Source organism: Marivita sp. NO-S04 (assembly GCF_059070475.1).
In genome coordinates this window covers 4,421,413-4,435,653 of sequence record NZ_CM180980.1, presented here as the reverse complement: position 1 = coordinate 4,435,653, position 14,241 = coordinate 4,421,413, and the positions used below count along the sequence as shown (strand labels likewise).

General features: G+C 57.4%; 8 protein-coding genes and 1 pseudogene. 3 read left to right on the top strand and 6 right to left on the bottom strand.

Features of this window, described 5'->3' with window-relative positions; all coding sequences use genetic code 11:
• The first annotated feature begins 150 nt into the window (after positions 1-150).
• The gene (locus ACK3EW_RS22430; protein ID WP_493807944.1) at positions 151-423 is read left to right on the top strand and encodes a hypothetical protein; all 273 of its coding nucleotides are present in this window, start codon (positions 151-153) and stop codon (positions 421-423) included.
• Here ACK3EW_RS22430 and ACK3EW_RS22425 read toward each other — a convergent pair.
• The 5 genes and pseudogenes from ACK3EW_RS22425 to ACK3EW_RS22405 all read right to left on the bottom strand — a co-directional run.
• Positions 407-3,490: a type III restriction-modification system endonuclease gene (locus tag ACK3EW_RS22425; RefSeq protein WP_493807943.1), complete on the bottom strand. Its 3,084-nt coding sequence runs from the start codon at positions 3,488-3,490 to the stop codon at positions 407-409. The two genes, ACK3EW_RS22430 and ACK3EW_RS22425, sit on opposite strands and share 17 nt — an antisense overlap.
• 1 nt (position 3,491) lies before the next feature.
• The gene (locus ACK3EW_RS22420; protein WP_493807942.1) at positions 3,492-5,384 is read right to left on the bottom strand and encodes a site-specific DNA-methyltransferase; all 1,893 of its coding nucleotides are present in this window, start codon (positions 5,382-5,384) and stop codon (positions 3,492-3,494) included.
• The gene (locus tag ACK3EW_RS22415; protein ID WP_493807941.1) at positions 5,381-6,067 is read right to left on the bottom strand and encodes a DUF4391 domain-containing protein; all 687 of its coding nucleotides are present in this window, start codon (positions 6,065-6,067) and stop codon (positions 5,381-5,383) included. Before ACK3EW_RS22415 ends, ACK3EW_RS22420 begins: the two co-directional genes overlap by 4 nt.
• Positions 6,064-8,898 carry a helicase-related protein gene (locus ACK3EW_RS22410; protein WP_493807940.1) on the bottom strand — a complete coding sequence of 945 codons (2,835 nt, stop codon included), beginning with the start codon at positions 8,896-8,898 and terminating at the stop codon, positions 6,064-6,066. Before ACK3EW_RS22410 ends, ACK3EW_RS22415 begins: the two co-directional genes overlap by 4 nt.
• Before the next feature lie 739 nt (positions 8,899-9,637).
• Positions 9,638-9,715: pseudogene (locus tag ACK3EW_RS22405) on the bottom strand (RES family NAD+ phosphorylase); the annotation flags it as partial.
• An 89-nt stretch (positions 9,716-9,804) separates the two neighbouring features.
• On the opposite strand from ACK3EW_RS22405, the gene ACK3EW_RS22400 reads away from it, so the two are divergent.
• Both ACK3EW_RS22400 and recD2 read left to right on the top strand, forming a co-directional pair.
• On the top strand, positions 9,805-10,332 hold the full coding sequence (locus ACK3EW_RS22400; protein WP_493809779.1) for a thermonuclease family protein: 528 nt from the start codon (positions 9,805-9,807) through the stop codon (positions 10,330-10,332).
• The gene (gene recD2, locus ACK3EW_RS22395) at positions 10,329-12,530 is read left to right on the top strand and encodes an SF1B family DNA helicase RecD2 (RefSeq protein WP_493807939.1); all 2,202 of its coding nucleotides are present in this window, start codon (positions 10,329-10,331) and stop codon (positions 12,528-12,530) included. The genes ACK3EW_RS22400 and recD2 overlap by 4 nt, the downstream gene beginning before the upstream one ends.
• 93 nt (positions 12,531-12,623) lie before the next feature.
• Here recD2 and tnpC read toward each other — a convergent pair whose 3' ends face one another.
• The gene (gene tnpC, locus ACK3EW_RS22390; protein ID WP_301070747.1) at positions 12,624-14,192 is read right to left on the bottom strand and encodes an IS66 family transposase; all 1,569 of its coding nucleotides are present in this window, start codon (positions 14,190-14,192) and stop codon (positions 12,624-12,626) included.
• Positions 14,193-14,241 lie beyond the last annotated feature (49 nt).

Here is a 14,241-nt window from a genome sequence, read left to right as displayed (position 1 = left end):
CATGCTAGCGCACGGCCGCACTCGCAGCTGGCATCGCGGTTCTCGTCTGGTTGGTCCTGCGCCGCGGCCGTCGCGACGCTCAGGCCAAAGAGACCCTCCGTCGCGCCAACACCCGCATTACCGCCCTGAAAATCGCACGGGATATCCACCATGATCTGCAAGACGCGGATCGCGATGATCTTCAGCGCCGCGCTGACCGCTGAATGCGCGGCTGAGCCAAGCAGCCAGTCCGACGCGTGTGACTGGGCGCAGCCCATTCGACCATCGCGGGCGGATGTGTTGACCAAGGGAACGCTGGCGCAGATCGTCGCGCATAATAAGACGGGGGAAGTGCTATGTGGGTGGCGATCCAAAAAAGAATTCGATCAAACCCAGCCGTCTATTTTTGGGACTGTTGCTAAAATCGCTAGCGCACCTCCTTAACAATTGCCATCAGCTCCGAATAGCTGGTCACCACATCGTATTTGACGCTGTTGTCATTAATCCGTCGGCCGATTTCGTCAAAGAACTTTCGTGCACATTTGATCTTGGTCTGCTCCAGTTCACGCATCTTCATCGAGGGCAGATCAGACTTGGTTTCCGCAACGAAGTAGAGGTGCTTGATACCGCCTTCTTTGAAGGCAATCGCCCAATCGGGGTTGTAGTCCCCAACGGGTGTCGGGATCAGGAATCCACGTGGCAGTTTGGAGTAAACGACAACCTCTGCGCTCGTGTCGAGATCCCTGACAAAGTCGCGCTCTACCTGTGAATCAACGATCGCATAATCATAGACGTGGTTCTTCAGTTTTTCGGTCGCTTTCTTGAAATCGTTGCCCGTTTCGCCCGCAGTGAACAGCTCGGAATTATAACGTTCTTCAACCTCATCGTAAGTAAGCCTTTCAATGATCGCCGTCGCTTTTTGCTCTTGGATCAAGTGTGAGGCATCAGCGATGAACTGTTCGGGGTTCTTGGCAAACTCACCGAATTTTACTGGCTGGATCCCGGCCAGGATTTCACCCACGGTCTTGCGGGTCAGATCAGTATTCTGGGCGATAGAGCCAATGACGTCGTATGACACGCGAGAATGCGCGCTCTTGCCACTCTCGGATCGAATTTTCCCCTGCACGAAGGCACTGCCAGCCCGAAGGCTCTCATCGGTCACGTCATCGGACAAAGCACCCTCTGTGACGAGGTATTGCAGCGGCGCAACCTGCAGATCGCTTTCCAATCGATCAATACAGCTTTTGATCAGTGCGGTGCTGTCGAACTCAACCTGATAGACGGCCTTGCGGTTTATCCGGCGCCAAAGCTCTTGAAATTCCTTGCGTTGGAAATTTTCATTCAGCCGGTTTCTTTTCGGAGTGCGCCCGTCGCTGAACATGTCGGCGATGGCCCTGCCATTGAAGACGGTGTCGATCAGCGCGAAGACGGCATCGCGATGGGCTTCCAGTTCTTCGGGAAGCTCTGCCAGTTCCTCCGACTTACGGGCCTCGTGATAGGCGGCGGTGATGTGTCCATCTTCATCCACATAATCGCTCTTGATCAGGAAGCGCTCCAACTTCTTGGCAAGCGATTTGTCCAAGACCAGCTCCAGATCGCCGGTTTTCAACGTCTTGCCATCGAAGTAATCGGCATCCGCCTGCTTCGGCCGGGCCGACAGGTTCTCGACGATCTCCTTCTGCAGGGCGGTCACGAACCCCTTGTAGCTTTCCGATGCGACCACGGTTAGCACGTTGATAACATGCACGGTCACCGGATGATCCATCCGCTCACCATTGCGATTGACCGCGATCCGCAGACCACGCCCAACCTCCTGGCGTCGTGAGATCGTGTTCTGGCTCTCATTGTGCTTCAGCATGCACATCACGAAAACATTGGGGTTGTCCCAACCTTCACGCAGGGCTGAGTGGGAAAAGATGAATCTCGTGGGTTCCTCGAAGGACAGCAACCGCTCCTTGTCCTTCAGGATCAGATCGTAATCACTGGGTTCGGTCGATTGTCCTGCCAGCTCTCCACGCGCCGCGGCCTTGGGGTCCGTCATCCGCCCCTTCTTGTCGATTGAGAAATAACCGCGATGGGTCTTGCCTACCTCGATTCCGGCCAGATAGTCGCGATACTCCACATTCTCCAGCGGCAACTCAGCCAGAAGTGCTTCGACGGCCTGAGCGTATTCCTCTTCGAACACTCGGGCATATTCGCCCTGCTCGTCAGCCTGGTCGTAGTCGCGATACTTCACCACCTCGTCGATGAAGAACAGCGACAGCACTTTGATCCCGCGTGCGAACAACACCTGCTCACGTTCCAGATGGGCGGAGATCGTCTCGCGGATCTGTATCCGCCGGATGTCGCGTTCCGTCACATCGCCCGACGCTTCACCTGCGTGCAGCACATCACCATTGGTGAAATGCACCGTGTCATCGCGGGCGTCGATATTGCTGACGACGAAATCCTTGTAGACCTCCAACCCCTTGGACAGCTCGAACAGGTTGCGTCCCTGTTCCAGCTTGCGGGCAACACGTTTGATCCCGCTCTGCATCTTGACCTCGATATCGACCCACGCGATTGGCGCGGCCTTGGAAGTCTCGATCCGGTGCAGGAACAGATACGGGTTCGTCCCGCTCAGGCCCTTGGTTTCCACACCGCGCACCTTGATCATCTTGACCAGCTTCCTATTGAAGGCATCCACGGCGTCCAAGCGATGCACCTTGTTGTGGACGGTCCGGTGCGTGGCCGAATAGCGCAGGATGAATAGCGGGTTGAACAGCGGCAAACTCTTTTGTGTGGCCGGTCCTTCCATTTTCTGCGGCTCGTCGAGGATCAGGATGGGGCGGTTCTTGGCGATAACGTCAATCGGGCGGCGCGACTGGAAATCATCCAGTTCGTCGTAAATCCTCCGGTTGTCGGCACCAGTGGCGGCGAACGCCTGAACGTTGATCACCATCACGTTGATCCCTGCGTCTGACGAAAAGCTTTCAAGCTCGTGGAGCCGCTTTGAGTTATAGACGAAGGCCCGCACCTTCTTGCCGTATTCCTGTTGGAAATGCTCGGCCGTCATCTTGATCGACTTGGCCACCCCTTCGCGGATCGCCACGCTTGGCACCATGATGATGAACTTCGACCAGCCATAGCGCTTGTGCATCTCGAACATGGTCTTGATGTAGACATAGGTCTTGCCCGTGCCCGTCTCCATCTCGACGTCCAAGTTGATCTGCGCGCCGGGCTTGTAGCTGGCGGGCTTCTTCCTGCCCTTGTCATCGGTGTAATGCGTCAGGCTGTCTGACAGGGGCAACAAGGCGGCGCGCTGCACCTTTTGGATATTCCCGAGAATGACCTCTTCGGGCAGCTTGATGGGGGCGTTGCCGAAACCGTCCACCTCCATCTTGGCCTGTCGGTCTGCGCCGGGGTCGATGGTGTATTTCAGAACATCCTGCCGGGGCTGTCCCTCAAAGCAGTCGACAACCGCATCGACGGCATGGGTCTGATAGGGTTGCGACTTGAACTTGATCTTCATCTCAGATCGCCTTCACGTCGGTGTCGGGCGACAGGGATTTGAAGATTTGTTTCACGTTGATCTTGGTCGCATCGTCCGAGAAGCCTGTGTCCTTGAACACCACGCGCAGCGGTTTGCGGGTGGCGAGGGTTTTGACGAGGGTTTCATCCACGCCATTGTCGAAACAGGCGATCAGGGCGGTGCCGGCGACGGTGAAGACGGACTTGCCGTTCAGGGTTTCGCGATTGATGGGCAGGGTCAGATCAACGCCCCAGTCCAGCAGCACCTGGAACAGCAGGTCTTCGGGGGTGCGGTCGGGTTTGATATTGTCCACGCGGGTCAGCAGGTCGGCCTGTGTTGTGTCGTCGGGGGTGTAGTAGACATCGGCCATGTTGCTGCTGTCGATTTTCAGCACGCGAAAGCCCACATCGCGGTTCCAGTCGGGGTGACACTCCCCTTCAAGGATTTTCGCCCCAGCGCGGCGGATGCGTTCTTTGGAAAGTTCACTTATAACTTGCGGAAATCCGTTCTCTTTACAAAAGGTTGCTGCCGTCCGTTGGTTTGGATCATTTAGATCAAGTTTCTCAGCAATCTGTGCGCACATGACTTGCCGCAGCATACCATCCTCAGCATTTTTACTAAACACTGCGTGCGCTGTTGCCGCAGACCCAGCAAAGAAATCGACGACAAGTCCACCGTTTGGTGAGCCTTGTTCAACAAGAATTTTCAACAACTCAACTGGCTTCGGAAAATCAAAAATCCTTACCCCAAAAAGCTCTAGAATGTTGGCAGTCCCGTTCCGAGTATAAATTTCAGGTGCTACGATTGAAGAAAATCCAGTAACGTTAGACTGCAATTCGTCCAGAAAAGCTTTCCTTCTCGGTCTGCCATCCAAAGAAGATGGCCACAAAATTCTGTCCTCATTGATCAGTCTTGCCATCGTGTTTCGATCATATCGCCATCCCATATCGGGACAGCCGTAGTTCGCTCTTGTGTCTGGGTGGATTAAATCGTAATGCAGATTTGGGCGGCGGTCCGCTGTCGCTATGCCTACCATATTCGCACTAGTCCACGGGCCACGGGGGTCACTATCGGGATTCTGATATTGAGTAATCTTCCGGGTTTCGCCCTTTATCCCATTACCGTAACACAAGATATATTCGTGATCGATTGACACGTTTGTAACGTTTCGATTGTCCTTGTTTTGCCTGCTTTTCCAAACAAAACATGAAACAAATTTATCAGAACCGAAAACTTCATCACAAATCGAGCGTAAGGAGGAAATTTCTCCATCATCGATACTGATAAAAATAACTCCGTCTTCGGCAAGCAAATTTCTTGCAAGCTTCAGTCTCGGATACATCATCGATAGCCAATCCGAATGAAACCGCCCATTTGATTGCGTATTCGCAACCAGCCGATTGCCCGCCTCATCCACCTGATTTGACTTGGCCAGAAACTCTGCCGTGCCTTCGGCAAAGTCATCGTCATAGACGAAATCATTCCCCGTATTATAGGGCGGGTCGATATAGATCATCTTGACGCGGCCCAAATACGTCTCTTGCAGCAGCTTGAGCGCCTCAAGGTTATCGCCCTCGATGAACAGGTTGCGGGTGGTGTCGAAATCCACCGATTCCGCCCGCACGGGCCGCAGGGTTTTCGCAATCGGCGCATTGGCCGTGATCAGCGCCTGCCGCTTGCCCGGCCAGTCCAGATGATACCGCTCTTGCGGCCCCTCCACGATGCTGTCGGACAGCTCCTGCCGCAGCAGGTCAAAATCCACCGCGCGGCGCAGCGTGCCGTCCGGCCCCCTGCTTTCCGTCACACAACCCGGAAAAAGCGCCGCGATCCGCTCCACATTCTGCGCGGTCAGGTCGGGGCTGTGCATTTTCAGCTTTTCAATCTCGTCATTCATGGTTTTCCCCCGCCCGCTTTATCCGGGTCTTTCATATGGTCAAAGGCCGCCTGTGCCTCGGCCAGTTGGCCGTGCAGGGTCACCTTGATATTAAACTGGCTTTCGCGTTTCAGCTTGGATTGAAGCTGCGCAATCTCACGCTCTTTTGCCCTGATTGCCGCCAGTCGTGCAAGGCGGCTCTCCACATCCTCGCCCGGCACCGGTGCGACCGGCATCAGCGCGGACAGCATCCGCTCATACAGCACGCCCATGTTGACCGCCACCGGCAAGGGCGCGCGAAGGGCGTCACGCGCGGTCCACTCCCCCCGTAAGGGATCGGACAGCACCCATTTGCCGCGCTCGGCTTCGGACGGCCGTTTGTAGGCGGCAGCGGGTTGGATGCGGTCCCCGGCCACCAGCTCGAACATCAGCGGGAAGGGAATGGCGCGGTCCATGGCGCGGAGGATGTCGTCGTGCAGCGCGTCGCCCTTGAGCGTGACGCGGAACACCTGAATTTCCGGCACGGCGGTTGTGGCGGGCAGGTTCAGCGTCTCAGAGGCGAGCTTGTGCGCCCATGTGATCTGATCCACCTCGCGCACAAACCGGTCCCGCAGTGCCGTGCTGGCGGCGGCCCCGTCATAGATGCGGGTCTTGGGGATCACGCGTTTCAGCGCGGTCTGGGGTGGGTATTGATACAGCGTCATGGGTCGCGCACCACGATGAAGGCGATCAGTTCGAAATCCTCCAGCCCCGCGATTGTCTGGGTCAGTGCCGTGGTATGCCCGCCCGAGAACAGGCTGTCGATGTCGCGCTCTTCCTTGACCTCGATCATCGAGCGGATCGCGTCGTTCAGCAGGTTTGAGTAGGTCCCCATCCTGCGCCCGTCCTGCGTTTCCGCGTTGAAGGCGGTGCAAAGGTCGCGAAATGGAATGGTGTTTCCCTTGCAGCCCGACCGGATCAGGTCGAGCAGGCGTTTGACCTGCGTCTGATCCGCGATGATCTGCCCGTCCTGACCGATGTAGATGAGGTAATAGGGATGCAGGCGGTTCTGCTGGTTGACGTTCACGCTGTCATGGATGTTGCGCAGCGTGAAGATCACGCCAGGGTACAGGCCGCGCTTGGGGTCGGACGGGATGACCGTGTGCAGCCCATGCGGCATGCGCGGCAGGTCATCGTGGGTCTTGAGGTAGTTGAGCAGGTCCATCCGGAAGTCGTTGAGGCCGAGGTCGGTGATGGAAATGCCGGTCTTCACGTCCTCCAGTTCGATCACCTCGTTCTGGAGGCGCTGAAGCTGGTCCTTGCGGTAGGCCACGTCCGAGCTTTTGGAGGTCAGCACGTTATCCTCACCGGTGCCCGCCATGTCGACGATGTGCATCCGGTTCTCGACGCGTTCCTTGAGGTTGATGTATTCATCCAAGCTGATGTCAGGCCAGTAGTTGGACAGCTGAATCTGGGTGTTGGGCGAGCCGATCCGGTCGATCCGGCCAAAGCGCTGGACGATGCGGACGGGGTTCCAATGGATGTCATAATTTATAAGGTAATCACAGTCCTGAAGGTTCTGTCCTTCGGATATGCAGTCGGTGCCGATCAGGATGTCCAGCTCAGCCGGATCATCGGGCATGATCTTGTCCTTCTCCTTGGCGCGAGGGGCGAAGAGCGTCAGGACGGACTGGAAGTCATAGTATTTCTTGAGCGTGGTTCGCGGGTTGCCCGACCCGGTAACAATGCCACTGTGAATGTTCTGTGCGTCGGCGAAATGCGGTGCGAGCTGGTCGAACAGGTAATTCGCGGTATCGGCATAGGCGGTGAAGACGACCACCTTGCGATTGCCGGCGTTCAGCGGGTTGGCCATCTTGCCTGCGATCTCGGCGATCAGATGCTGAAGCTTCGCATCGTCGGCGGGCGTGACCTTCTCCATCTCGGCAATCAGGCCGTCGATGATGATCTTGTCGACCGACAACTCCTGCTTCCAGGCCGTGATGTCCATATCGGCCAGGTCGATCTTGATCTTCTTGCCGACCGAGAAATCCGCGAAGTCGTCGTCCTCGTCCGCAACGGCCTCCAGGTCGATATCCAGATCCCCGACAGTCGCTGCTCCTCCCGCGGCCTCGAACTGGGCAATGCCATCAAGCGTCCGGCCGATATTGCCAGACAGCGCGCCAAGGGTCTTGCGGAATGCATGGACTGAGCTTTCCAACCGCTTGAGCAGGTTGGTTGTCATCAGGGCTTGCAGACTCTTCTCGCGATCGGCCTGTTTCAGCGTGCCTTTGCCGCCCTCCGTCTTGGTGTCATAGAGGTCTTCGTATTTCTTCAAACGACTGGGCTGGATGTAGTTGACCGGTGCATAGACGGCCATTTTCAGGTCGCTCAGCTGGGCGAAGATTTCGTTGAACCCGATGACATCCTCACGATGCGTGATCGGCAGATGGTGTGACAATGGCCGCAGTCGCGTAGGGAACTTGCCGATGTCCGCGGTGTCGTAGAAGGTTTCGATATGCTTGCGGGAGCGCGCGATCGTCACTGCGTCAAGCAGCTCAAAGAAATCAAAGTCCAATGCCCGTAGGATGGAGGCCGGTGTCCTTTGATCCGGTGGTAAGTTGGACCACACGTTGAACGCGGTCTGCGCGCGGCGGAATATCTCTTCCACGCTGGTCTTGGTCTTGAGATTCTTGCTCAGCGCGTCTGAGTGCCCTTCGTAGGCGAGGGCCAACTGGTTCCTTAGATCTGTGAAACGGTTATTGACCGGCGTTGCCGACAACATCAGGACCTTGGTCTTGACCCCGGCCTTGATTACCTGGTTCATCAGACGTTGGTAACGGGTCTCGCGGTCCTTGTAGACATCGTTGTTCCGGAAGTTGTGGGACTCGTCGATGACCACCAGATCGTAATTGCCCCAGTTCACACGATCGAGCCGCATCCCGAATGACTCGCCAGACGTTCGTGAAAGGTCCGTATGGCACAATACGTCGTATCGGAACCGGTCCTTGGCGAATATGTTGGTGGTCAGGTTTGCGTTATAATTGCGCCAGTTGTCGGCCAACTTTTTCGGGCACAGGACCAGGACGTCCTTGTTGCGCAGTTCGTAATACTTCACCACCGCCAGAGCGGTGAAGGTTTTGCCCAGTCCCACACTGTCGGCCAGAATGCACCCGTTATAAGTTTCCAGCTTGTTGATCACGCCAACGGCGGCATCGCGCTGGAAGTTGAACAGCTTCTGCCAAACAAGACTTTCAAGATAACCGGTTCGATCCTTGGGCAGCACATCCTCATTGATCTCGCTCAGGAAGTCGCTGAATAGGTTGAACAGGATCATGAAGTAGACTCGCTCGGCGGGGTTCTCCTGATACACGGACTCGATGTGCTCGAGGACTTCGGCCGTGACATCCCGCAGCTTTTCCTCGTCATGCCAGATCTGGTCAAAGAGGTTCAGGTAGGTCTGCGCGAACTGCGGCTCATCCATGACCTGGGTATAGCTTGAGACCGCATCCCCACGCTGATACCCGAGGTCAACAGCGGTAAACCCGGCGAGCGGCATATAAGCAACTGCAGAATCCGGCCTCTGAACGTGAGCGAATTGCTGCATTGGCGAGGCTGTCGTATTAGACTTAAAATGTGCCTTTTTCTTGATCCAGGCTGCACATTCGCGCGCGACAGCTCTTTGGGTCATCTTGTTGCGTAGCTGGATTTCAAATTCACCACCGGTCACCGAGCTTACTTTTTGAGCGCTGGGAATGAAAAATTTGCGCTGCTCCTTCTTGATCCGATCAATCACTCCATCAGCGACAAATGTCGGCGAGGTGAATATAAACTGCAACTCATTTAACTGGTTAAGTTCTGATTTGAGCGCATCGTAAGCGTAGATCGAGAAGCAAGCCGCAGCTATCCGACACTTTTCTGCTTCGGTCAGTTCCTGCTTTAGGTCGTTGCCAAGAAGGTTTGTAGCATTGTCCACAATTCGCACTGATTTACCTACGGCCACTGCTAGCTTTGAGATGCCCAATTCTCACATGTGCATCGGGAACATCATCGAGCACATGAAGATAAATCTGCATGGTAGCCCAGGCCCCTTGGACTGATTCCTCGAAACAGCAAGGGCGAAGTTAAAGGCAACTCTAACCGAAGCACAATGTCAATTCCTCTAGCGTAAATGTCCCTCATCCGACATTTGGGCGCGGTTCGATGTCCACCCCCCCAATGTTAAATGTTTTTGTCGACGAACAGCGTCAGCCAACTGCCCTAATGGAATACTCAGGCGTTCCGTCCCAGACTAAATTTCAAGAGGCGCCTGGGCGCACGTTTTGAATGGCGCGCAGCTCGAAGTACAACAGACAGTTTCCGCCAGGTATCCGTGCCGATCCGCATGTAGATTTCCGGCAGTCGTGACCCTAAAGAGGATTTTGAGAGGAGCGATGGCGTGCAGAAATCAACACAAGGGCGTCACATGCAGATCGGGCTGTTTCGTTCAAAGGCTCGGCGTGCTGACAGGTGCGTCAGAGGGTTGAACCACCCGGCCGGTCGACAGACATTGGCGCTCATGCTGGCTGTGGCAAGTGATCTGGTTGGCGTGGCCAGCGTCATAGACGGCGACACACTTGAAATCCGCGGGGTGCGCGTCCGCCTGCAGGGCATAGATACCCCTGAGAGCCGGCAATCGTGCATGCGCGCATCTGGCGCTCGGTGGCGCTGCGGGCAACAGGCCGCTCTCGCCCTGTCCGACCGGATTGGTCGCCGCACGATCAACTGCGCGGTGTGCGACGTAGACCGTTACGATCGTGCAATCGCTGTCTGCACCCAAGGCAATCAAGACCTGAATCGCTGGTTGGTCAGCGAAGGATGGGCTGTCGCTTATCGTCGATATTCTCGCGATTACATAGAAGCAGAGACTGCAGCCCGAAGCGCTGGGCGCAATATTTGGTCCGAGCAATTTGTGATGCCGTGGGATTGGCGACGCGGACAGCGGCTTCCATGACGTCATCGGCCGAGAGCACGACGGAGGTCCTCGCTGGCTTGGTGGAACGGGTGACCTTCCACAGTCAGGAGAGCGGCTTCTGTGTGCTTCGGGTGAAGGCGCGCGGGCACCGGGATCTGGTGACTACGGTCGGGCACGCGGCGATGATTTCTGCAGGCGAGTGGATCACTGCCTCGGGTGTCTGGATCAATGACCGCAATCACGGTCTGCAATTCAAAGCTCACTTTCTCAAGACCCATGAGCCCTCGACAGTCGAAGGCATCGAGAAATACCTGGGCTCTGGGATGATCCGTGGCATCGGGCCAGTCTATGCCAAGCGGCTGGTCAAGGCGTTCGGCAAGGATGTGTTCGACATCATCGAGGCAGCGCCCGAGCGACTGCGCGAAGTCACTGGCATTGGCCCGATGCGCGCGGCCAAGATCACGGCCGGCTGGGCGGATCAGAAGGTAATCCGCGAGATCATGGTCTTCCTGCACCAACACGGCGTGGGAACAGCGCGCGCTGTTCGTATTTTCAAGACATACGGTACAGATGCCGTCCAGGTAATGAGTGAGAATCCCTACAGACTGGCCAAAGACATCCGGGGCATTGGGTTTCGGACAGCCGATCTGATTGCCGAAAAGCTGGGCATCGAGAAGACGGCGATGATCCGTGTGCGGGCGGGGATTTCGTTCGCGCTGAGTGAAGCCATGGGGGATGGCCACTGCGGCCTCCCGCGGGCGGAACTGGTCGGTCTTGCGGGCAAGCTGCTCGAAGTCGAGGCTCCGCTGATCGACAGCGCTTTGCAAGAGGAACTGGCCGAGGACACCGTCACTGCCGATCGCGTGGGAGATGCAGATTGCATTTTTTTGACGGGACTTTATCTCGCGGAGCGCGGGATCGCCACGCATGTGAGGCGCATCGATGCGGGCGCCCTGCCCTGGCCCGCGATCGATGCGGACAAGGCCCTGCCATGGATCGAACAGAAGACGAGCCTCACGCTTGCAGCCAGCCAGGCCGAGGCAATCCGCCTGGCACTGCGTTCAAAGCTTACGGTGATCACCGGCGGTCCCGGGGTGGGCAAGACCACCATCGTGAACTCGATCCTGCGCATTCTGGCAGCCAAGGGCGTGAAGCTGCTGCTCTGTGCGCCCACCGGCCGCGCAGCCAAGCGGATGACCGAAGCCACCAGCATGGAGGCCAAGACCATCCATCGGCTGCTGGAGTTCGACCCCAAGGCCTTCGGCTTCAAGCGCACCGACGAAAACCCCCTCGAGTGCGATCTGTTGGTCGTGGACGAAAGCTCGATGGTCGATGTGCTGCTGATGCAATCGCTTCTGAAAGCCGTGCCCAGCCATGCCGCGCTTCTGATCGTCGGCGACATTGACCAGTTGCCCTCCGTGGGGCCTGGCCAAGTCCTGGCCGACATCATCGGCTCTGGCGCAGTTCCCGTGGTTCGGCTCACAGAGGTGTTCCGCCAGGCGGCCCAAAGCAAAATCATCACAACAGCCCATGCCATCAATGCTGGGCACATGCCCGATCTCGGCAAGCCCGATGGCGAGGCGGATTTCTATTTCGTTCCCGCTGCGGATCCGGAGCAGGCCGTGCCACGGATCGTAGAATTGGTGGCCAAGCGTATCCCGCAGCGGTTCGGGTTCGATCCAATCAAGGACATCCAAGTCCTCTGCCCGATGAACCGCGGCGGGGTCGGCGCGCGATCTCTCAACGTCGAGCTTCAGGCCGCGCTGAACCCGGCCGGGGAGAAGAAGGTTGAGCGCTTCGGTTGGAGCTTCGCGCCAGGCGACAAGGTGATGCAGATCGAGAACGATTACGACAAGGACGTCTACAACGGTGACATCGGCATGATCGAAGACGTCGACCTCGACGATGGTGAGGTTGTCGTGAACTTCGATGGCCGCACGGTGAGCTTCCTCTTTGGCGAACTCGACACGCTGGTCCCCGCCTATGCAGCCACGATTCACAAAAGCCAGGGGTCGGAATACCCCGCCGTGGTCATTCCAGTCATGACCCAGCACTACGCGATGCTGCAACGCAACCTGATCTACACCGGGGTTACACGGGGCAAGAAGCTGGTGGTGTTGGTCGGGCAGAAGAAGGCTGTGGCCATTGCGGTAAAAAATGTGGCGGGGCGCCAAAGATGGTCAAAACTGAATGAATGGTTGGCTGACAAGCCGCCGATAGGCGTCAAAACAGTGTAATGTCCGAATATGGGGTTGACGCTTGCTCTCACACCCGTCCCAGCCTTCAACGTTTCAGATCAACGTAAGCGGTGTCTGAAGGGCACTTGGGTTTCAGCTTGACGGCTGGAAGTTCCAAGGAAGCAACTCGTCGATGCGGTGTTGCGGATGTCCGGCCGCAATGGCTTCGAGCGTAGCCTTGAGATAGGCGAAAGGCTCGATGGCGTTGATCTTGGCGGTCTCGATCAGGGATGCGATGCGGCCCCATGCCTTGCCCCCCTCGTCATGACCGGCGAACAATGCGTTTTTCCTGTTCAAAGCAATCGGCCTGACCAGATTTTCGACCTTGTTGGAGTCGATCTCGACGCGTCCGTCCGTCAGGAAGGTCTGCAAACCATCCCAGTGTCGGTGGATGTAGGCAAGCTTCTCTCCGAGGCGCGATTTGGCCGAGATGCGCAGGCGCTGCGCTTGTAGCCAGATGCCGAAGGCTTCGACCAGTGGCGCGGATCGTGCCTGGCGCGCTGACAGGCGCTGGCCCGGGGACGTGTCGCGGATGTCTTTCTCGACGGCATAGATTCCTGCGATCTGGCGCAGGCCCTCGGCGGCGATCTCGGAACCATCGCGATCGAAGATTTCCTTGAGCTTGCGACGCGCATGCGCCCAGCAATGGGCGACAACGATCGGATCACCGCCCTTGCGGTCAGGGCGCGTCAGCCGGTTGTAGCCCTGGTAGCCATCGAGTTGCAGCGTGCCATTGAAGCCGGTCAGGAATTTCTCGGCATTCTCCCCGCGGCGATCGGGAGCATAGAAAAAGACGACCCCGGGGGGATCATCGCCGCCCCATGACCGATCATCGCGCGCCAGAGCCCAGAGGTAGCCTGTTTTTGTCCGCCCGCGGCCCGGATCGAGGACCGGCGCCGTGGTTTCGTCCATGAACAGCTTCGTGGATGTCTTCAGGTGCTCGGCCAGCCGGTCCACGATGGGTCCAAGGTGGAAAGCTGCCACACCGACCCAATCAGCCAGCGTCGAGCGGTGAATGTCGATGCCAGAGCGGGCGAGGATCTGTGATTGTCGGTAGAGCGGGGCATGGTCCGCATATTTGCTGACCAGAACATGCGCGATGGCGCCTTCGGTTGGGAGCCCGCCCTCGATCAGCCATGCGGGCGTCGGTGCTTGTGTGACCCCATCGGTGCAGGTGCGGCAGGCATATTTTGGGCGGACCGTCACGATCACACGGCACTGTGCCGGGACGATGTCGAGCCGCTCGTTGCGGTCCTCGCCGATCCTGTGCATCTGCCCGCAACCACAGGGGCACATCAGGCTGTCGGGTTCGACTACCTGCTCGATGCGTGGCAAACCGGCGGGCAGGTTGCCGCGGTTGCGCCTGGCCACTCGCTTTCGCTTGGGCTTGTCGTCTCCGGGCGTCTGCACCTTCTTTTGTTCACGGGCCTCGGCGACGGCAGCTTCAAGATCCTCGAAGGTCAGCTGGCGATCATCTTCGCTGAGCTTCTCGGACTTCTTGCCGTGGACCACCTGGTTCAGCTCGGCCACCAGATGCTCAAGACGTTTGACGATGTCCTCCAGCTCCGCGGCCCGCGCAGCTTTTGCCTTCAAGGCCTCAAAAGCTACGCGGTATTCCGGTGGCAGGACGGACAGATCGAGGTCTTTGGCAGCGGCGCTCATGATCAGTATTATACACTGGGATCAAAGCCATGATCCCTGCATTCGTCGC

Bases quoted from the DNA above. Each gene is read 5' to 3' on its own strand.
- ACK3EW_RS22430 (WP_493807944.1), top strand. From the start codon at position 151: ATGATCTGCAAGACGCGGATCGCGATGATCTTCAGCGCCGCGCTGACC.
- ACK3EW_RS22425 (WP_493807943.1), bottom strand. From the start codon at position 3,490: ATGAAGATCAAGTTCAAGTCGCAACCCTATCAGACCCATGCCGTCGAT.
- ACK3EW_RS22420 (WP_493807942.1), bottom strand. From the start codon at position 5,384: ATGAATGACGAGATTGAAAAGCTGAAAATGCACAGCCCCGACCTGACC.
- ACK3EW_RS22415 (WP_493807941.1), bottom strand. From the start codon at position 6,067: ATGACGCTGTATCAATACCCACCCCAGACCGCGCTGAAACGCGTGATC.
- ACK3EW_RS22410 (WP_493807940.1), bottom strand. From the start codon at position 8,898: ATGCCGCTCGCCGGGTTTACCGCTGTTGACCTCGGGTATCAGCGTGGG.
- ACK3EW_RS22400 (WP_493809779.1), top strand. From the start codon at position 9,805: ATGCAGATCGGGCTGTTTCGTTCAAAGGCTCGGCGTGCTGACAGGTGC.
- recD2 (WP_493807939.1), top strand. From the start codon at position 10,329: ATGACGTCATCGGCCGAGAGCACGACGGAGGTCCTCGCTGGCTTGGTG.
- tnpC (WP_301070747.1), bottom strand. From the start codon at position 14,192: ATGAGCGCCGCTGCCAAAGACCTCGATCTGTCCGTCCTGCCACCGGAA.